Source organism: Ruegeria sp. AU67 (genome assembly GCF_900312795.1).
GTDB classification, from domain to species: Bacteria; Pseudomonadota; Alphaproteobacteria; order Rhodobacterales; family Rhodobacteraceae; genus Ruegeria; species Ruegeria atlantica.
Window position 1 is genome coordinate 295,151 of record NZ_OMPH01000011.1, and the last position, 20,109, is coordinate 315,259.

The 20,109-nt window shown below is 55.8% G+C and carries 14 protein-coding genes; 12 read left to right on the forward strand and 2 right to left on the reverse strand.

All coding sequences use genetic code 11. From position 1 onward, the window contains the following. The first annotated feature begins 606 nt into the window (after window positions 1-606). From DK510_RS04410 to DK510_RS04465, 12 genes are all read left to right on the forward strand, one after another. Window positions 607-1,002, forward strand: a complete 396-nt coding sequence (locus tag DK510_RS04410) for a hypothetical protein (protein WP_174822482.1) — start codon at window positions 607-609, stop codon at window positions 1,000-1,002. 2 nt (window positions 1,003-1,004) lie between these two features. Then, entirely contained in the window at window positions 1,005-3,017 is a 2,013-nt protein-coding gene (locus DK510_RS04415) for a dynamin family protein (RefSeq protein ID WP_109311064.1), read from the forward strand. 8 nt (window positions 3,018-3,025) lie between these two features. After that, entirely contained in the window at window positions 3,026-4,735 is a 1,710-nt protein-coding gene (locus DK510_RS04420; protein ID WP_109311065.1) for a dynamin family protein, read from the forward strand. A 32-nt stretch (window positions 4,736-4,767) separates the two neighbouring features. Beyond that, complete coding sequence (locus DK510_RS04425; protein ID WP_109311066.1) at window positions 4,768-5,169, forward strand: hypothetical protein; 402 nt, start codon at window positions 4,768-4,770, stop codon at window positions 5,167-5,169. 23 nt (window positions 5,170-5,192) lie between these two features. After that, entirely contained in the window at window positions 5,193-6,053 is an 861-nt protein-coding gene (locus DK510_RS04430; protein WP_109311067.1) for a hypothetical protein, read from the forward strand. Between the two features lie 66 nt (window positions 6,054-6,119). After that, window positions 6,120-8,162 (forward strand): dynamin family protein, encoded by a 2,043-nt coding sequence (locus DK510_RS04435; protein WP_109311068.1) that lies wholly within the window; start codon window positions 6,120-6,122, stop codon window positions 8,160-8,162. After that, window positions 8,159-9,445, forward strand: coding sequence for a dynamin family protein (locus DK510_RS04440; RefSeq protein WP_108859664.1), 1,287 nt, complete (start codon window positions 8,159-8,161; stop codon window positions 9,443-9,445). Before DK510_RS04435 ends, DK510_RS04440 begins: the two co-directional genes overlap by 4 nt. A 338-nt stretch (window positions 9,446-9,783) precedes the next feature. Further along, on the forward strand, window positions 9,784-11,946 hold the full coding sequence (locus DK510_RS04445) for a serine/threonine-protein kinase (protein WP_109311069.1): 2,163 nt from the start codon (window positions 9,784-9,786) through the stop codon (window positions 11,944-11,946). A 206-nt stretch (window positions 11,947-12,152) separates the two neighbouring features. Further along, window positions 12,153-13,142 carry an FHA domain-containing protein gene (locus tag DK510_RS04450; RefSeq protein ID WP_109311070.1) on the forward strand — a complete coding sequence of 330 codons (990 nt, stop codon included), beginning with the start codon at window positions 12,153-12,155 and terminating at the stop codon, window positions 13,140-13,142. Window positions 13,143-13,145: 3 nt separating this feature from the next. Next, window positions 13,146-13,931, forward strand: coding sequence for a PP2C family serine/threonine-protein phosphatase (locus DK510_RS04455; RefSeq protein WP_109311071.1), 786 nt, complete (start codon window positions 13,146-13,148; stop codon window positions 13,929-13,931). Between the two features lie 22 nt (window positions 13,932-13,953). After that, window positions 13,954-15,216 carry an ABC transporter substrate-binding protein gene (locus DK510_RS04460; RefSeq protein WP_109311072.1) on the forward strand — a complete coding sequence of 421 codons (1,263 nt, stop codon included), beginning with the start codon at window positions 13,954-13,956 and terminating at the stop codon, window positions 15,214-15,216. A gap of 45 nt (window positions 15,217-15,261) precedes the next feature. Continuing rightward, window positions 15,262-16,368: a transporter substrate-binding domain-containing protein gene (locus DK510_RS04465; RefSeq protein WP_109311073.1), complete on the forward strand. Its 1,107-nt coding sequence runs from the start codon at window positions 15,262-15,264 to the stop codon at window positions 16,366-16,368. A 277-nt stretch (window positions 16,369-16,645) separates the two neighbouring features. On the opposite strand, the gene DK510_RS04470 is transcribed toward DK510_RS04465, so the two are convergent. Both DK510_RS04470 and DK510_RS04475 read right to left on the reverse strand, forming a co-directional pair. Further along, window positions 16,646-18,859, reverse strand: coding sequence for an NADP-dependent isocitrate dehydrogenase (locus DK510_RS04470; RefSeq protein ID WP_109311074.1), 2,214 nt, complete (start codon window positions 18,857-18,859; stop codon window positions 16,646-16,648). 219 nt (window positions 18,860-19,078) lie between these two features. Next, window positions 19,079-20,104, reverse strand: coding sequence for a proline racemase family protein (locus DK510_RS04475; RefSeq protein WP_109311075.1), 1,026 nt, complete (start codon window positions 20,102-20,104; stop codon window positions 19,079-19,081). Window positions 20,105-20,109: the final 5 nt, after the last annotated feature.

Consider the following 20,109-nt stretch of genomic DNA (forward strand, 5'->3'; position numbering starts at 1 on the left):
TTCTCATATGTTGCTGTTCGCGACCGGAAAGCAGTCTGATTTTTGGCGTTTTCCGAACAGTTTAAAGAGATTCCCAGGTCAAATTTTTCAATTTCATTGTTTTGTATTTAGCAACATTCAGGTCCTTTTGGTGATAGTTTGAAAACTATCTAACGTTGAGTAAAGTGCCTCTCATTTAAGATCCTGCAATGGTGAGAATCCAAAGACGATTACAACAAACACAAATTTTACAGACGCCTCTGCGTAAATAATGTTGGGCTGACTTCAAAAGAGATGGAAAATTTTCGTTTATTAACAATATACTAAATTCGCCCTCAAAAGTACCACACATTTGCGCCGTTGCAAGTTTTGTCCTCTTGAATGCTGCAAACGGTAAATGGCGCTGTCTACATCGATGCCGAAAATACGCCCGTAAGTTGTGGTTGAAGAATACCACCGACCACAATTGCGACACAATTCAAACGCCAAAAAATCTTATTCGCGTCAAAATAAGACCGCCTTGAAAGCCGCTTATAGGCACAAGGAGTTAATGAGTCTTTTTTGCCTTCGGGCGCTGTACGAGTTTTTTCGCTCAACTCCAGTACAAGGGTCTGAAACGTGACCAATATGATGAACTCCGCTGCTGCCGAGCAAGAAGCCGTTGGTCTTGCGCGCGAAAGTTTTCTTGGCGAACTCAAATCCCTGAACCGCGACCATCCAAACACCGGGTTTGGCGTTTCATTGCGCACGCGCTCGGGGCGGCGATACTTGCTAGCCAACTCGCGTATGCCGCTGCCCGAAACCAAATCCGAGGGCTTTCCGACCGGGCGTCGTCTTGCCCGCCTTGAAAACAGCGAGCGATTTAGCTCAATCGAAGTTCTGGCGGATTGCCACACCTTCGAATCGATTTCGCCGGGGGCCGAAGCTGCGATCCTGGGCAATGCGCTGAATCTGATCGCCCGAATCGACACCATGACCAGCACGCCAACTGACACGTTGGCCGCGACAGGAACCGGAGGCTGAACATGGCGCGCAACGACCATCTTTTGTCAGTTGGCAATGAGGCACTGACGCCTATGACGTCAGCGATGAACTCGCTGACCGCACAGATTGATCAATTGACAGAGGTGGCGGATGCACGTTCGTCCGCCCGTCTTGCCACGCTCAAGACCCGGATGGAGAATTTCTCGGCCAGCGTTACGATGGTCGGGCAAGTCAAGGCCGGCAAGTCTTCGATCGTGAACATCCTGGCCGGGCGCCCTGCCCTGCTGCCATCGGATGTAAACCCGTGGACGTCGGTGGTGACTACACTGAACATCAACACCCGAACCGAAGGCGACAAACGCGCCAAATTTACCTTCTTTGAACAAGAAGAATGGGACAACCTGATGGTCGGCGGCGGCCGTCTGGGTGAACTGGCAAACCGCGCCGGTGCCGATTACGAGATGGATGACATTCGCCGCCAGATCGGCGAGATGAAGGCTAAATCCGAATCCAGATTGGGCCAGCATTTCGATCTGATTCTGGGGCAGAGCCATCAATATGATTACTTCGACGAAGAGCTGATCCAGCGCTATGTCTGCCTGGGTGACGAAGATGACCCGGACATCAACCCCAAGACCGGGCGGTTCGCCGATGTGACGAAGTCGGCAGAATTGTATATGGACATCCCGCAATACCCGATTGCGCTCAAACTGTGCGACACGCCGGGTGTCAACGATACCTTTATGGTCCGCGAACAGATCACCCTGCGCAGCTTGCGTGGATCTGAAGTCTGCGTTGTTGTTCTTGCCGCCAGCCAGGCGCTTACAACCATGGACATGGCGCTGATGCGGATCATCGCCCAGTTTGAGAACCGGCAGATCATCCTGTTTGTGAACCGAATTGACGAATTGGCGGATCCGGTCAATCAGGTCCCGGAAATCCGTGACCGTATCCAGGACACGCTCAAGCAGAACAATATCGATGCCAGTACCAGCGTTGTCTTTGGCAGCGCATTGTGGGCCGAAGCCGCGTTGACCGGCAACCCCGAGATTCTGTCCGATGAATCGCGCGAGGCGTTAAACACGTTCTATCTGGCTGCCGGTTTTGGCGATCAGGCACCCTCGCTCGACAAGATCTGGGCACTGTCCGGCTTGCCCGATTTGTTGTTGGCCATGAACGAGCGCATCGCAGAAGGCGCAGGCACCCGTCTGCTGGATCGCGTCCGCCACCGCGCCCGCAACATCGCCAGCCAAATCCGCGCCACGGCCGTTGCCAAGACCCTTTCGGGCGGCGAAGGTCTTGTGCGTGATCTTGATGGTGTATCGCCAGAAGAAGCGATTGCCACACTCTCGGATCAATACGAAAAGAAAGTAGCTGAACTGACGGCATCCTTGCGTGCGAAGGTGTTGGAGAGACTGAATTCAGCGGAAACCAACTTTGTCAAACGTGCAACGGATTCGCTGATTGCCCACCTTGAGCGGAACGGCGAACAAGGCACGTGGCAGTATGACCCGGCGGGTCTGCGGACCTTGCAAAAGGCCGCGTATTTCAGCTTTGCGCGGTCGATGCGCAAAGAAGCTGGTGCGCTGTACAATACGGCGGCCGCAGATATTGAGACGCTTTATCAGAAGATACTGGGCAACCACCTGGGAGAGTTCAGTATCGAAGCACCCATTGTTCCGCGTGTACCACCCCCACTCGGAATTGGACGAACAATCGCATTGGACTTGCAAAGCACCTGGTGGCGTCGCTGGTGGCAGCGCCGCAAAGGGTTCGAAGCCTATGCAGCCGACTATACGCGCCTGATCGCGTCCGAGGCGAATTCGATCACCAAGGACATCGAGGAAAATCAGGTTGCAGCCGTGTTGGAAAACGTTCGCGCGATCCTGTCGGATTTCATGCGCGAGCAGAAAGAGACGTTGCTTAGCATTTCGGCTTCGGCCGAGAGTGACCCGAGCCGCAACGCAGCTCTGATGGCAGGACTGACACCACAGAAATCGCGTGACGATATTCTGGGCGACATCCTGAAAGATCTTAGTAACGAGGCAGCATAAGTAGCGATATGGCAAAAGACTCACAAACCCGTTTCGTCTCGCCCAAGGCATGGGAACGCATTGAGCAGTGGTCCCGCCGCAAGCCTATCTTTGCGCTTATGGGTGAATTCAGCGCCGGCAAATCGACGCTAATGAACTTTCTGCTTCGGTCGCACACGCTGCCGACTCAGGTGACGGCCACACAATTGCCTCCCGTCTGGTTCAGTTGGGGCAAGCAATCTGCCTATGTGCAGCGCCATGACGGCACACGCGAAAACATCGAGTTGGAAGCATTGGAGTCAGTCGGTGTAAACGACGCCCAATTCGTTCGTATTTTTCTTGAATCCGACATTCTCGAAGCGGTTGATCTGATCGACACGCCAGGTATCTCGGACCCCAAGATTTCAACCGATGTTTGGCGTCGCGCCGTAGGTCAGGCCAATGGCGTGCTGTGGTGCACACATGCAACCCAAGCCTGGCGCGAGACCGAACGGGCGACATGGGTCGCCCTGCCGGAACGGTTGCAACACAACTCGCTGTTGTTGGTCACCCGCGCGGATACACTGGGCACGAAGGACCGTCAGAAGGTGTTGCGCCGTGTAAACCGCGAGGCCGGGCATCTGTTCAATCGATCAATTCTGTTCTCGGCCCGCGATGCTATTACCGCGCGCGACAAGAGTGGCGACGCCGAAATGTGGGGACGCAGTGGCGGCGGCAAGATGGTGGACAGCTTTCTTGAGATCACCGAACAGATCATGGACAGCCGGGCAGACATGCTGGCGCGTTACCAGATCGACAACAGTCTTGCCCATATGCCCAGTGTGCAACCTGTCCGTCCGCGCAAACCCGCCGAGAGCGCAGAGCAGCCTGCCCCGCTAAAGCTGGTCGATCCCGTTCAGGACGAAAATCTGCAGGACGAAGTTGTAACGAGCTTTCCGGTCCGTCCTGCCCGGGTCGAGGCACGCTCAGGCGACACTGAACGCGCACCTCGCATTGACGCGGATGAGGCCGAACGGTTGCGGGCTGAAATGACCGCGATCTCGGAAGAGACCACGCCTGAGACCGATCAGGACGAATTGCGCTCTTTTTTCCGGGAAACGCCCAGTCAGCCTCTGAATTTGGCCGATGTTGCCGAGATCCCTTCGGAAGAAAACGCGTTTCTTGACCTGGATGACGAGGATTTCGACGAAGAAGAGACCTTGGAACTGGAAGCCGAGGGTGAAGGCGAGGCAAATCAGTCTGACACCGCCTCCGATGGTCAGGATCACCTGTTGGCTTCGATCGAGGATAAGCTGGCTGACGAAGCTGTATCCGAAAACCCAGAAGCAGACGCACAACGCGCTGACACATCTGTGTCGTCAATCGTTGCATTGCTCGCCGAGCAATCGGATGGTGCAGCCGATGAGTTCGAACTGGAACCCGAAACCAACGGCCTGATCGAAACACAGGTCGTGCCTATGTCAAACGGAACGTCCGAGACAGGGCCCGAGGCTGAATCCTTAGAGAAATTGCTGAATGCGGACGCCGGATCAACACTCAGCGCATCGGCGATGTGGCGCGAGATCACCGCTGGTGAGGATCTTCCCGAAGACCCGGAAGGCCTGAAAAAGGTTTTTGTGGCCTTCCTGGACGAGTTCGACAAGATCGCCGCTGAACACGGCGCCCGCGACGCGAAAAAAGACGTTTCAACGCTTCCGAAAGCCGGGAACAAGGGCGGGGCTGAATGGCATGTTTTATAACGTGAAACCAAGGTAGAAGGACGGGAAGCCCGATGTCTATCGAAGCCGCACTGAAATCTGCGATGGAAACGATACCCGACTGCGTCGCAGCCGGGTATGTCGACATGGAAACAGGGATGTTATTGGGGACCAGTGTCCGCGATCAAGAGGACGCCGAAGTGCTGGACAGTCTTGCGCTTGCAGTGGCGAACCTGTTTCAGGGCGGCGGCGTGGGTGCTTTTGAAGCCTTGCTGCGGAAATCGGGTAATGCTGATACCGAAAATCCGGGATTTGGGGAAATCGCGGTGTTTTCAAAGGATCGGTTGAACATTTTCTTGCGGACGCAGGCCTATCCGGATCATGTGGTCTGCTACATCTGTCGCAACAGCGCGAATGTAGGATTGGCACTGACAAAATCGCATCTCAGTCTGGGGCCCGTCGCGGCCGCAGTTTAGACGGGACCAGAGGGGGTCACGGCATGATGGATACAAACATACTCGATTTGCTCGAGGACATTGGGCGATCATCGGTTGCCCGACTGGAGCCAGCCGTCGCGCTTGCTGGTGACACTGCGCTTGAGCGTCGCAAAAAGGTGTTGCAGTCCATCCGTGGCACTGTTTTGCCGCGCCGGTTAGAGTTTACGGCTGCCAATGGCGATTGTCTCGCGATTGAGGTCAACAGCTCTCGGGTTACTGATGTCTTTCGTGTCCGATCCGGCGTTGCGCCTGATTTTGAGACCGAAGAGCGCGATACGCTGGCTGGCCAATTGGCACAGTTGGTAACCGATATTGCCGCGGCGCCTGCACCGCTCAACCTGATATCTCTGCGGCCGGACGCCACGCTGGAAGCGGACGATGTCGGAATCACTTTTAGCGAAATCGCTAGTGCTTGCACGATGATCGAATTGCCAGCTGAACCCGTAATAGCAGTCGTTCCGGACACTGCCGAACCCGCAATTGATGTGGAACCAGCAGACGAAGCCAGCGATTTGGCTAACCAGTTCTATCACAGCAGCCAGCGTTTGGCCGTTGGTCGCATACAGGTCAAGGCCGAAGACGGGGAAATGGTTCAGGCTGACGGCGACTGTAGTGAAGATCAGCCATTACATGCAGATGAAACTTTGCTGGCGCAGTTCGCACGTGACCTGTCGGGCTGGGATGAAGACGCTGCCGCCGCGCTGGATCATCCGCAACTGATCGTCATGCGTCCGTCCGGCGGTAAAGGTTCTGGTTTGGCCGTCCTGAATGACGGCAAGGAATTCTCCATGGTCGTTCACGAGGCGCGCAAGCTAGGCGCCATTGTGAATCTGTGGACATCTCTGACGGAGCGTTCCAAATGATAGCGCCCGTAATATTCAATTTTTCGACTAATTCAATCTGTGATTGCAAGTACCCAGGGTAACAGTATGAGTGAAAATAACCGTCGTGAGTTAATTCGAATCGCCGAAGACATGAACGGGGTCAGCAACGACGAGACCCGCCAGTTTATTTCGCGCATTGTAGGCGATCTTTCAAATCTGAAACCGTCAATTGCATTTGTCGGGCAAATCAAGGCTGGCAAGTCCCGCCTTATCAACGGGTTTACGGGGCAGGCCGAATACCTGCCCTCGGATGTTAATCCGTGGACGACCGTGATCACCGACATGCATTTCGGTCACCCCTCGGGTCGGACCCAAGGGGCCGAATTTCATTTCTTCGATAACCGTCAGTGGCAGGCGCTGATCGCCGAGGGCGAAGAGCTGCGCAACATGTTCCCCGACGACGAGGACAGCTATAAGCGCGAGATGATCGAAGAGCAGGTCGACGCGATGAAAACCCGCGCCCAACTGCGATTAGGCGACAGCTATGAGCAGTTGCTGGGTCAGCATCACGATCTGGAGCATCTTAACTCGGACGATCTGGCCCGTTATGTTTGTGCGGGTGACGATCCGACCGACAGCGAAGAATACGACCCCGGTTCAGATCGGGGACTGTACAGTGACATAACGCGCAAGGCCGAGGTCTACTTTGACATTGGCCATTTTCCGTTCCCGCTGACGGTCACGGATACGCCCGGCGTCAACGACCCGCTGCTGATCCGCGAAGAAATCTCGCGCCAATACCTCAAGGAATCCGATTTCTTTGTTGTTGTATTGTCCGCACATCAGGCGCTGTCCCGTGCGGATCTTAAGTTGTTCCGCCTGATGCAGGCGCTGGAACTGGGGCAGATCGTCGTCTTCATCAATCGCGTGGACGAACTGGGCGGCGGCGCTGAAGACGCTGGAAAAGTCCGGACGGACGTGTTGGATGGCCTGGAAAAAGCCCTGGGCAACTCGGACATTGATGTTCTGATGGGCAGCGCCCAATGGGCCCATTATGCCTTGACTGGTGACGATACCGGCGTGAACCACGATCACGTTCTGGCTTGGCTGCGCGCCCACCCCGAGCAGATGAAGCAATATCTGGACGGTGTAGAAGAGATCAAACAGGGCCCCGGCCCAATCAGCCGTGAGGGCGTTTTGCGCTTTGCCGCAATGATCGCCTCTGGTCTACCCGATCTGCGCCGCCACGTTACGCACGCCTTGACCCAAGGGCCCCGTGACGAACAGCTCAAGATGGCCTGGCAGCACCTTAACAGTTTTGCGCAAGGTGAGCTGGAACGGTCTAAGGCCCATCTGCGCGTAATTGACGACGAAAACTCCGCCGACATTACCGACGGCGACGAAAACGACAAAACATTGGCCGAGCTGCGCGCGCTGGTTTCGCAAAAAACCACACAGATCATTGACGATATGGATGATGTGTTGGCCAATCTTCGCGGCGTCATGGATGACACTGTATCCGAAGCCGTCTCCGCCGTTGTCCGCGGACCGAATGGCGATTCCCCTTTGTTGGCCAAGGGCGGTGACACTGAATTGAACTTTTCGCCGCTGCGGGATCGCATGCGCGAGCTGGTTCAGGGTGCAACACAGGTGGTGCGGCAGCGAATGCTCAGCGAACTTTACGCCGTCGACATGAACAGCAATGCCGCGCTTCGCGCCCTGCCCGGCTGGCAGGACCCGACCGATAGTCGGATGAACACCAGTGCGGTTCGGTGGTTCCGTCCGGATACCACTGCACTGACCCGGGGCATCACCGTGGAATTGCGCGTCAGCTGGTTGTCCCGGCTGATTTCGCGCAAAAGTGTGGTCGCTCGGGCCGAGCGAATGATCGTTCAGGAATTCGAAATGATCGGGGACGATCTGGTGGACACGGCGCGCGCCGATCTGCTTGAGCGTCTGAACACCGTTCTTGACCATTATATGGCATTGTTGGCCGGACATCTTGAACAACGGGTCGGAACCGGCCAAACCAATGTTCGTGCAGAAGCACAGGCAGCATTCGATCAGGCGCAACGTGTCGCAGATGATCTGGATGCGGTATTCGGCGGCAATAGCGCGGACAAGAAATTAGCAGAGGCTGCGGAATGATTGAATTTCCCGGAACCGAACAGGAAGTACGCAAGCTTGAACGCTTCCTGACCGCCACCGAAAACCTGCCGTCAGAGGCCGGTCTGGACAAGATGCGCGAGCGCGCCTTGTTCCATGCCGAACGGCTTTCGAATGCGGTCAATATCGGTTTTGCCGGGGAATTCGGGGCCGGGAAATCCAGCCTCGCAAACATGCTGGCCGGGGCGGACATTCTGCCCACGGGTCCGCAGCATCTGAAACTGCCATTGGTCATCGTGGCCTATGCGGACGCACCGGAAACCACGGTTGGCTGGTGGGACAAAGAGCCCAAAGTCTATTCCGGCATTGCGCTGGAAAAAGCCGCGGCTGATAACCCTGATTTTATCTCGGTTGGGTTGAATACCCCTGCCCTGCAAGAGATTTCATTATTCGATCTGCCGGGAACCGGCGCCCTGGATGACACCTACAAGTCCACTCTGGACCTATTGTCCTATGTCGATTGTGCCATCTGGTGCACGAACGGAACCAATGCCTGGCGTGAGACTGAGCGCCACCTGTGGGCACAAGTTCCGCAAGAGTTGCGCTCGAACAGTTTGCTGGCCGTAACCCACGCGGATCTCCCCCCGGTTCGGGACGCGCTGGACCGTGTTCTGCACCGGTTGGAAAAAGAAAAAGGTAAATTCTTCCGGTCTGTCGTGCCCATTGGCACACCGGTCGCCGTCAAGGCTATGGCGCAAGAACCCGAGCCTGATTTTGATCTGTGGGAGACCTGTGGCGGTCAAAATCTGGCCGAACAGGTCCTGCAAGTCGCATCCGAGCGGCGTTTGAAGGATTTGGAAGCTGCCCAAAATGACATCGAGCAGGAGTTTCTTCCGTTTCTGGCCAGCCTGAACATCGCAGAAGCTGAACCAGCGCAGGTTGAAGCGCCCTCAATTCATGCGACGCTGGAATCCGCCCTTCCCCCGCTTGAAAACCCGATCCTTGAAGACTGGCTGGCGGCAATTGCCAGCATCTATGACGACTTGCGCGAGACATCGGATATTGAACCCGCCGCATTCCTGAACAGTTGTCAGGAAATCGTCGAAGATTTTGCAGAGCGTCTGGAGCAAGGGGGCGAAATCGCCACTGAAGCCGACTGGATTCCCGGTGAGTTTGAAAAGGCCACTGATCTTCTTTTGCTGCTGCAATTCGAAAGCGGTGACGCGCCACTGAAGGATGCAATTAGCATCCTCGCCCAGCTCAGCGACAACCTCGCCTGGGCCGGCAGCCGCGTCGATTCCGTTCAGGCAAAAACCGGAACCTGACGCCTACCCGTTTTAATTGAGCCGCAATGCAGCGATTCGAAGCCCTCAGAATCGCGCGTTTATTGTTTCGGATTTAGTGACCAATCCGCAAAAAACAGGCACTCAGTCCGCAAGTATTGCCGCTAGAAAATCAACATTTAGATTTTCGTATGGGAAAGAGCACGATATATAGATTTTCTTTGCGCTGGGTTCTTAGTGAAGCCATCGGGCGGCCCCAATAAAGTCAAATTTGAAACGTCTAACGTACATGAGTGTCCTGCGGTTGTGTTTGGTTGTGAGTTCGCGGGCTGAAAGCCCAGTTAAGTAAGCCGCAAAACGATTAGAACGGGCGGAAAGAAATGAGCCACAACCAGGCCGTCGGCGCGACGCACGACGAACCGAAAATTGAAGGTCTTCAACCAGGCGCTAAGCTGTTGCGCGGGCAGTACGAGATCCTGCGCTTTATCAGCAATGGCGGATTTGGGATCACCTATCTTGCGCGGGACAGTCTGGAACGCGAAGTTGTGATCAAAGAGTGCTATCCCGGTGCCCTTTGCCGTCGTAACGGCAATATGGTTGAACCGGTCGAGCCGGACTACAAGGACGATCTGCGCGCAATCATCGACTTGTTTATCCTCGAAGCACGCAATCACGCTCGCTTGGTACACCCCAACATCGTCGACGTTCATCAGGTGTTCGAAGACAACGAGACCGCTTATATCGCGATGGATTTTATCCGTGGCTGCGATCTGCTGGACTACGTTGAAGATTCCAAAAACAAAGCTGGTCCGGACTTTATCGTTCAGGTCACTGAAAAAATGCTGTCGGCGGTGTCTTTCATACACCAAAGCGGCATGCTGCACCGCGATATTTCGCCCGACAACATCCTGATCGACGAAAATGGTGATCCGGTACTGATCGACTTTGGCGCCGCGCGCGAACAGGCTGCCCACCAGTCCGCCGCGCTAATGACCCTGCGGGTGATCAAGGATGGTTATTCGCCGCATGAGTTTTATGTACGCGGCGCGGAACAAGGGCCAAGCAGTGACCTCTATGTTCTTGCGGCGACCCTGTATCACGCCATCAGCGGCGAACGTCCGATCGATGGTCAGACCCGCCTGAACGCATTCAACAACGGTCAGACGGACCCCTACACACCGCTGGCGGGGCGTATCGAAGGCTACCCCGACGGGTTCCTGAAAGCCATTGACAAGGCGATGGAAGTTCACGCAACGGATCGCCTGCAGACCGCATTAGATTGGCTACGCATGTTCCGCGGCCCCGGCGTGATGTTCGACAGCTTTGACTATCGGCCGGTGTCGGTGATCGTGGCGATGGACCAAAAAGACGAAGAAGAAGAGAAAGCCAGGATCAAGGCTGAAAGCGAAAACGCCGAAGCCGTTGTCACCGCATTGCTTGCCGGAAACACTGACATTGCACTGGGCAATGAGGACAAGAACGACGACGGGCTAGCCACGTTCACATCGAAGGATGAAGTTCCGGTCGCGGTGGATACCGTGGTCAAAAGCGGATCCAGTGGTGCAGGCAAAATTGTTGCGGGTGTGGCCGTGGTCGCCGCTTTGGCGGCAGGCGGGTTCTTTCTGATGTCCGGAGAGGAAACTCCGGCCGAAGACACCGCATCGACGCAAACGCCCGTAGTAACGGAAACGGTGGAAGAAACCGCCTCAGTCGGAACATCCGAGGAGGACCCGGTCGAACAAGTGACCGCAGCCGAAGTGGAGCCGGCACCAGAACCAACTGAGACCACGCAGGCCGAGGTCGCATCCACTCCAGAGCCTGTCGAGCAGGCGCAAGAAGATCCGGTTGTCACGGAGCAGGAAGAAGCTGCGGCGACGGAAACGGCTGAAGCCGCGACCGTCGAGCCGACGCCGCCTGTTCCGGCGGAACCGGTAAATCTGGCAGAACAACAGATCGCATTCTCTCACTGGGACGTAGACATCCCGTTTCAGACATCACGCCGCCGGGCTTCGACCGGCAACGTGATTGCGATAACTGGTGTTGACCAGGAAATGGACGCGTCAATTGTGGGTGAGTGGGTCACGCGCGGCGCCACGATCTTCACTCTGAACGGCAAGCCAGTGCAGGCAGATACGACTTTTGCTGCTCAGGTGTTGAACGATCTGAATGTGGACCCGGACGGCTACATCCGCGTTTCTGCCCGCTATCGCACATTGGGTGAAACCCGCCCTCAGAACGGATTGTTGGCACTGCCCGCAATGCGCGTGATCGGCTTGGAAAATGGCTACGTTTTCACAATTCAGAACAAAGACGGTGCGGGTTGGACAACAGTTCTAAGCTCGGTTCCGCCGGAGGCGGCAGGCAGCTTGCAGGAAGGGGATGTCCTGGTCTCAGAGACAAATTCTGGCACTGGCATTGATGGCTCGGACAGCCTTGATGTTTTGTTGGCCAAACTCGTTTCCGAAGACCAGCCGCAGGCCCGTTTCAGCGTTTTGCGCAGTGGCGTCGAGACGGATGCTGACATGCCATTAGCGCAGGAGTGATCTGACCGGTTCGTATGTGATCTGCCAGTATGTATTTGCTGAGGGTAGCGCCAAATTCGGCACCCCTGACGGGAACCGGCCCGTCGCGGAAATAGAAAGTGACCTTGTTGTCACAAATATCCGTGCCGTTGTGCAACCGCGCACAGAGGTAAGAAGCAGCCCCATAGGACCGTTGTCCTGTGCCAAGGAATAAAGGTGTCGACACCATGTTCAAATACAAAAGCCCTCTTAGCCGGCTTCTCGAAGGTGCCGGCAAACCGAAAGAGAACGAAGCCGAAGAAGCGGTAGCGCCAGAGGCGGAAAAGGCCGAACCAATCGCCGATTTCAATGCCCTGCGCGAAGCGCTGGCAGGCGGCAATATGTCCTCGGACAGCTACGAAGAAACCGATGAGTTGGTGCCCGAAGAGAAAATGCCGGAATTCTCTGAGGAAGACGTAACAGATGCAACTGAGGCTGAAGATGATGTCGTCGTCGCTGAAGTTATCGCAGAAGTTCAGGACGTGGCAGACGAAGTACCCGCGCTCGAAGAAGAAACCGTGTTGACGCTGCACTCGGCAGTTGAGGAAGAAGTCGAAGAGGTTGTCGAACACGAGGTACTTGAAGTCGAGGAACCCGAGCCGGAACAGATCATCGAGGTAGTCTCTGACGAACCCGCCGCAGAACCGGAGCCAGAAGCACCGGTCGCCGAAGAACCACTGGTTGAGGTTGCACCGATTCCGCAGCCTGCGGCTGCCGAAGATCGCCGTGGTCGCGTTAAGACAACCTTCCTGGGTTTCGAACGCGCCGACACGCATGTGCAAGACCTTATTGAGACGGCAGAACCTGCAGCCAAGACAGACAATGCCGAACAGTCTTTCCCGGTTGGTTGGCTGGTCATCACTGGTGGTCCGGGCCGGGGTGCGAGTGTAACGCTGACCGAGGGCTTGATGCAGATTGGCCGCAACGACGATCAGGCCATTCAACTGGATTTTGGAGACACAGGTATTTCCCGCAGCAACCATGCGGTGATTGCTTATGACCCCGAGGACCGCAAATGCTATCTGGGACACGGCGGCAAGGCCAACCTGGTGCGCTTGAACGGCAAGCCGGTTCTCAGCACTGTCCCACTGTCCAGCGGGGATCTGATCCGCATCAGCGAGACGTCAGTACGCTTTACCGCCTTCTGTGACGATGGCTTTGACTGGCGGGATTCCTAATAGATGCTGGCGACACCGGCATATGATATTGCGCTGATCCTAGACAAGGGCCAGCGTGACACGCAGGAGGACGCTGTTGCTTCGCGCATGTTCGATGCGGCGAATGCAAGCTATGTCGTCGTCGCTGACGGCATGGGCGGGCATGCGGCAGGTGAAGTCGCCTCGGACCTTGTGATCCAGGCCTGGCGTGACGCGTTAGATGCCGAGCTTGAGGGTACAACAACACCCGAGTCCGCTTTGATCGACGCGTTGCCCCTTGCGGCAATGCAAGCCAATGCGTCCATTGCCGGTTATTCCGAGGAACAAGGTACTGGATTCAACATGGGCTCAACCATGTTGGGCACTTTGTTGTTGGGCCAGCGGCTGTTCTGGATTTCGATCGGCGACAGCCCGCTTTACCTGTTCCGGGACGGAGAGCTGTCGCAGATCAACGAAGATCACTCGATGGCTCCTATGATTGATGCACAATTGGCCGAAGGGACTTTGACCGAGGCCGAAGCCCTGGCGCATCCTGACCGCAACCAACTGACTTCGGTCATCATGGGTGCGGCAATTCCAAAGGTCGATTGCCCGGAAATCCCGCTGGACCTGACACCTTCGGATGTTTTGGTTCTGGGAAGCGACGGCCTCCAATATCTCAGCAACGCTGAAATTCAGTCCATTCTTCAATCCAATGCCAGCGGGCTTGCACAAGACATAGCCGGGGCGCTGCAGGCCGCGCTGAACGCTAAGGGCGACCCAGATCAGGACAACATCTCAATCGGTGTTGTCAAACTTACAAAAAACTAAACAAGGCAAAGCAACAGGACCCATGAGAAACCATCTGATCATATCAAGCCTGGCACTTGCTGCCGCTGCGGGTACCGCCTCGGCACAACAGGCATGCTCAACCTATGAAATTCAACGAGGCGACAGCCTGCGCGAGTTATCCATCGAAGTTTATTCGACCGAAGACTTTCGTATCATTTACGATGCAAACCGGGACGTGATCGGAAACAATCCGAACATCATTCGGGTAGGCGACGTTCTGACCATGCCTTGTTTGGAAGAGATCGGGCGTGCACCGGCCGCGCCGCAAACTGAAGCCGAAGCCATGGCCGCCGAAATGGCAGCCGAGCTGGTCAAGGCAGCCGAGAATCGCGCGGCGAAAGCCATCGCAGAGGCGGAAGCCCGCGTTGCCGAAGCCGAAGCTGAAGCCAAAAAGGCAAGCGAAGGTGCAGTGATCGCTGCAAAATCAGCTGCCAAGGACGAGATCGAATCCGCGCGGGCAGAAGCCGCAGCGCTGATCCGTAATGCAGACGCGGGCGAACGCCCAGAGATCCGCGACCGTCAGTTGTTGCTTATCACTGGCGGTAACTATGCGCCTTTCACCGACGAGGCCCTGCCCAATCGAGGGCTCTATACCTACCTTGTCGAAACAGCGATGCTGCGCGCCGCGCCTGAACAGTCCTATAAGATCCAGTTCGTCAACGACTGGTCGTCGCATCTGGATCTTCTGATGCCGACACTCGCTTTCGATGCCACCTTCCCCTGGTCGCGTCCTAACTGTGAAGAGGCCGAGACGCTTTCTGAAAAAGACCGCGCGCGGTGCGACACATACAACTTTTCTAACCCGTTCTATGAAGTTGTGGACACGTTCTTTGCCCGCGAGGGCTCGGGCTATGAGCAAACATTGACCTACGCGGACTTCGCCGGGACAACAATCTGTCGCCCCGAAGGTTGGTCGCTGTCGCACATGGACGCGGTCGGACTGTACGCACCGGCGATCTCGCTAATGCGCCCTGTTTCACCCGATGATTGCTTTCACGCGCTTATGAACGGGACAGCCGATATCGTCGCGATCGAAGCTCATCTGGCCTTCGAAGCAATTGGACGGCTGGGGTACGAACACCGTATTGTAGAAAACCCCAATCTGGCGGCGATCAAGTCGCTTAATGTCATGACCCATAAAGATAATCCGGATGGTGAAGCGATCCTTGAGACGCTCAATCAGGGTTTGAACATCATGCAGCAATCCGGAGAGTGGCGAGACATCGTTTCAACCGCTCTGCGTCATCAAATGGAAAATGGCTAAGGCCCCATGTGGCCTAACTAAAAGAAAAGTCTGGAGGAAGTGGACATGTTTGAATTGAACCTTAAGAAAGTTGTACTGTCGGCCACCGCCGTCACCGCTCTGAGCGCCGGTGGCGCCGCTGCGCAAGAAGCTTGTACCAATTATACAGTTGCGGACGGCGACACGATGGCGACCATTGCGATCGCGGCATACGGCACGTCGAACTATCAGCCGATCTTTAACGCGAACCGTAACATCATCACCAACCCAAACGCACTTGAGCCAGGCCTGGTTCTGGCCTTGCCCTGTGAGGATGGTAGCCTGCCAAACGGTCAGTCCGCGCAGGAACTGATCGCAGCAGAAGAGCAGCGCGCGGCAAGCGTCAAGCGATCAAATGTTTATGCCCCCCCAATCAAAATGGTGGCGGGTAACGGTTGGGAACCCTTCACCAGTGAAGCACTGGGTGGCGGCGGTATTATGACCCGTCTGGCAACAACCAGTCTTCAGCGTGCAGGCAACAGCCGCGATTACTCCGTCAGCTTTGTCGACGACTGGAGCTCGCATCTGGACACATTGTTGCCGCTGGGCGCGTTCGATATTTCAATCGCCTGGACCGTCCCGGATTGTACGAACCGCACATACGAATGGTCGTCCGAAACTGAAGCGCGGTGTACCCAATTTGTGGCTTCTGTCCCCGTATACGACATCGTAGGTGGCTTCTTCACTCTGCCGGAAAGCGACTATGCAAGCGCGACAAAGTTCGAAGACTTTGAAGGTTCAACCATTTGCCGCATGTCAGGTTGGAGCATGGTTGTCCTGGAAGAAGTCGGACTGAACCGCGAAAATACGAATGTGGTCCAACCCAACTCTGCTCGCGAATGCCTTGATGCCGTTCTGACCGGCACAGCGGATGTCGCCGCGTTTGAAGTCGATCTGTTCGCTTCGACCATGAATGACATGGGATTGACTTCGACAGATCTGGTCGAAAACCCCTATGTGTCGACGTTGTCCTCGATGAGCTTTCTTGCACACCGCACCAACCCGTTCGCACGTGAGTACATTGCGATGATGAACAAGGGCCTGAACGAAATGCGTCAGTCCGGCGAATGGTACGCGATTATCTCGGACACCCTTCGCGAACAAAATGAAAAGCTGAACGCAGCATCTAACTGATCATTCGACTTTTCGCGCGAATTGGGCCGGTCATTTGACCGGTCCTTTTTCGTTTAAAACAGGCGGTTTAGCTATAGGTTGAACCCAAAGATCCCAAAAGTACGGGAATCCCCTAATTTCCAAAACCCGTGGATTAGTTAACGTGAATTCAACTACACCGGTGAGGCTTCGGCCTGACCACTCACTCAAAAAAGGGCCGACTTTGGGGGTCGACCCTTTTTTCTATTGATCTCATCAATCCGAAAATACCGACGCCGCAAAACGTGGGTACTGTTTATCAGCCGATGATCGCGTTCAGTGTCGCGCTGGGGCGCATTACCGCTGCGGTCTTGGCAGGATCAGTGTGATAATATCCACCGAGATCCGCGGCAGCACCCTGAGCGGTCGCCAACTCAGACAGGATCTGATCTTCTTTATCCGCCAGCTCTTTTGCAATCGGCGCGAATTCTGCTGCCAATTCAGCATCAACTGATTGCGCGGCCAGAGCCTCAGCCCAATAGCGTGCGAACCAATAGTGGCTGTCACGGTTATCTGGCTGCCCAACTTTACGGCTGGGCGATTTATTGTTGTCCAGGATGCCCTGCGTGGCCGCTTCGGCCGCAGCACCCAGAACACCCGCTTTGGCGTTGCCATTTTTGTCGGCCAGGAAGTTCAGCGATTCACCTAAAGCACAGAACTCACCCATCGAGTCCCAACGCAGGTGGTTTTCCTCGACCAATTGCTGCACGTGTTTCGGAGCGGACCCACCCGCGCCGGTTTCGAACAGACCACCGCCATTCATCAGCTTCACAATCGACAACATCTTGGCCGACGTGCCCAGTTCCAGGATCGGGAACAGGTCAGTCAGGTAGTCGCGCAACACGTTGCCCGTGATAGCGATGCTGTCCTTACCTGCCGTAATGGTTTCCAACGACTGGCGGGTCGCCTCGCGCGGAGCCATGATCAGGAACTTGTCGGCCACGCCAGCTGCCTCGAGCGCAGGTTTGACGTATTTGATCAGCTCCGCGTCATGGGCGCGGTTTGCGTCCAGCCAGAAGATCGCTTCGGATCCAGTCAAACGCTGCCGGTCCATTGCCAGCTGGATCCAATTTTCAATTGGTGCCTTTTTTACGGTGCAGGCGCGCCAGATGTCGCCCTTTTCAACGTCATGCGAATGCAGCGTCTTTCCATTGGCCAAAACGATACGGATGGCGCCGTCGGCCGGCGCTTGGAACGTTGTTGGGTGCGAACCGTATTCTTCCGCTTTTTGCGCCATCAGGCCGACGTTGGCGACAGCACCGGCAGTGGCAGGGTTCAGCGCGCCATTGGCTTTGAAAAAGTTGATGCTCTCATCATAAACCGATGCATAGCAGCGGTCGGGGATCACACAATTGGTGTCGCCCTTGGCACCGGCCTCGTTCCAGCCTTTTCCGCCCGCCCGGATTATGGCGGGCATCGAGGCGTCGATGATCACGTCTGACGGCACGTGCAGGTTGGTAATGCCTTTGTCGCTGTCGACCATATACATGGACGGGCGATCACCTTTGATCGCTTCGATGGCAGCCACGATATCGGCATTGCCCCGAACACGTTCCAGCAAATCGCCTAAGCCGGAATTCGGGTTCACACCCAAAGCGTCGAGTTCAGCGCCAAATTTTTCGAATACCGGGGCAAGCCAGGCTTTGACCGCAAAGCCAAAGATGATTGGGTCCGAGACCTTCATCATCGTGGCTTTCATGTGCAACGAGAACATGGTGCCGTCTTTCTTGGTGTCCTCAATCGCATCTGTCAGGAAGGATGACAGCGCCTTGACGGACATGAAAGTGGCGTCAGCAACTGTGCCCTCGGCCAGCGGCCAGGCGTCTTTCAGGATCGTGACGCTGCCGTCTTTGCCGACGAATTCAATCTTGGCATCACCCGCCTGAGTGGCGGTAATGGTGGCGGACTTCTCGTTAGCGTAGAAATCATTGCCAGACATCGACGACACTTTGGTTTTGCTGTCCGACGCCCACTCCCCCATCGAATGCGGGTTCTTCTGAGCATAGTTCTTCACCGCACGCGCCGCGCGACGATCCGAGTTACCTTCGCGCAGCACCGGGTTCACAGCCGAGCCTTTGATCGCGTCATAACGCGCGCGGATTGCTTTTTCCTCATCAGTCGAGGGTTCTTCGGGGTAGCTCGGGATGTCGTAGCCTTGCGACTGCAGTTCTTCGACGGCTGCCACAAGTTGCGGGACCGATGCCGAGATGTTTGGCAGTTTGATCACGTTGGCGTCCGGCGTTTTCACCAGTTCGCCCAATGCGGCCAAATCGTCGGTGATGCGCTGTGCATCAGTCAGTTTGTCCGGAAAGGTCGAGAGAATACGACCGGCCAATGAAATATCCTTGGTGCCAACACTGACACCCGCGGCGCTAGCAAACTTGCGAATGATGGGCAGGAACGAGGCGCTGGCCAGTTCGGGCGCTTCGTCTACAATGGTATACAATATGTCGAAGTTTGAGTTATCTGCCATATTCTTTTACCTTTTTTAAGCCTTTCGGGGCGTGCGATCCAAGAGTGTGCCACAATCCGGTGGCTAATGATGGGCGTGTATAACCTACCGCCCAACGGTGACTCTGTGTTGACTGGGCCTCCCATAAATCACGATCGGCTTGGGATCAATCGTCTTGTGGCCGCGCATATTGACACGGGGCACATAAAAGCCATCGATTCTTGAAGTTGTGCTGAAAAACTAAGCGCCCCAAGTGTCTCGGACACGGTAGCCATCCGGCCACGGGTCGTCAGGATCAAGCATGTACTGATGGATACCGGTGATCCAACCGCGACCGCTGATCTCGGGGACGATCGCGGATAGGGCACCCATCTGCGTTTCCTCGACAATGCGTCCGGAAAAGCGTGAGCCAATTATGGATATTGCTTCGAATGTCTGGTCGGCGGTCATTTGTCCCTTGGCCGCCATTAGCGCCATGCGCGCAGATACCGCTGTGCCAGTGGGCGAGCGGTCCACCTTTCCGGGCTGGATGGCAACGGCAGATTTACCACCCCAACCAGTCGGCGTCTTTTCAAGCGGGCCACAAAAAGCGCAAAAGGAAATGTGGGTCCAATCCGGGTTCTCGGGATGCGAGAACCCCAATTGGGCATTGGCGGCATTCGTAATTGTAACGCCGGTCCGGGCGATTTCACGTGCTTCGTCTTGGGTTATGTCAAACCCCAGCTTAGCGGCATCTACAACCACGAAACTGTCGCCTCCAAAAGCCGTATCAACAGTCAGCGTGCCCAAACCCGGAACCTCTAACGGGACAGAGAGCTTACCCGCAAAACTGGGGAGGTTCTGCACGTGGATCCGTTGTGCCTTACCGCCCCGGCATTCAGCGCGCACGCGAACCAGGCCTCCGGGCGCTTCAAGCGTCAGAATTGTCTCGGGTTCTTGCATCGAGATGATCCCGCTATCCAACAATACCGTGGCAACACAGATCGAGTTTGAACCAGACATGGGTGGAGTGTCCTCGGGTTCCATAATGATAAAGGCGGCGTCAGCATCGGGATGTTTGGGCGGAACCAGAAGATTGACATGACGAAACACACCGCCTCGCGGTTCGTTCAGTACGAAATTTCGTAACGTTTGATTGTTGGCAATATGCGTCCGTTGCTCCCAGATCGTGTCACCGGGCGGCGGTGAGACTCCGCCAACGATGACGTCGCCGACCTCGCCTTCGGCATGGGCCGACACGACATGAATGGTCTTAATGCTGCGCATATCCC

What these genes read in the sequence shown, in the direction of transcription:
- DK510_RS04440 (WP_108859664.1), top strand. Translation starts at nt 8,159, where the DNA reads ATGATTGAATTTCCCGGAACCGAACAGGAAGTACGCAAGCTTGAACGC.
- DK510_RS04470 (WP_109311074.1), bottom strand. Translation starts at nt 18,859, where the DNA reads ATGGCAGATAACTCAAACTTCGACATATTGTATACCATTGTAGACGAA.
- DK510_RS04465 (WP_109311073.1), top strand. Translation starts at nt 15,262, where the DNA reads ATGTTTGAATTGAACCTTAAGAAAGTTGTACTGTCGGCCACCGCCGTC.
- DK510_RS04460 (WP_109311072.1), top strand. Translation starts at nt 13,954, where the DNA reads ATGAGAAACCATCTGATCATATCAAGCCTGGCACTTGCTGCCGCTGCG.
- DK510_RS04450 (WP_109311070.1), top strand. Translation starts at nt 12,153, where the DNA reads ATGTTCAAATACAAAAGCCCTCTTAGCCGGCTTCTCGAAGGTGCCGGC.
- DK510_RS04435 (WP_109311068.1), top strand. Translation starts at nt 6,120, where the DNA reads ATGAGTGAAAATAACCGTCGTGAGTTAATTCGAATCGCCGAAGACATG.
- DK510_RS04475 (WP_109311075.1), bottom strand. Translation starts at nt 20,104, where the DNA reads ATGCGCAGCATTAAGACCATTCATGTCGTGTCGGCCCATGCCGAAGGC.
- DK510_RS04455 (WP_109311071.1), top strand. Translation starts at nt 13,146, where the DNA reads ATGCTGGCGACACCGGCATATGATATTGCGCTGATCCTAGACAAGGGC.
- DK510_RS04410 (WP_174822482.1), top strand. Translation starts at nt 607, where the DNA reads ATGATGAACTCCGCTGCTGCCGAGCAAGAAGCCGTTGGTCTTGCGCGC.
- DK510_RS04430 (WP_109311067.1), top strand. Translation starts at nt 5,193, where the DNA reads ATGATGGATACAAACATACTCGATTTGCTCGAGGACATTGGGCGATCA.
- DK510_RS04445 (WP_109311069.1), top strand. Translation starts at nt 9,784, where the DNA reads ATGAGCCACAACCAGGCCGTCGGCGCGACGCACGACGAACCGAAAATT.
- DK510_RS04415 (WP_109311064.1), top strand. Translation starts at nt 1,005, where the DNA reads ATGGCGCGCAACGACCATCTTTTGTCAGTTGGCAATGAGGCACTGACG.
- DK510_RS04425 (WP_109311066.1), top strand. Translation starts at nt 4,768, where the DNA reads ATGTCTATCGAAGCCGCACTGAAATCTGCGATGGAAACGATACCCGAC.
- DK510_RS04420 (WP_109311065.1), top strand. Translation starts at nt 3,026, where the DNA reads ATGGCAAAAGACTCACAAACCCGTTTCGTCTCGCCCAAGGCATGGGAA.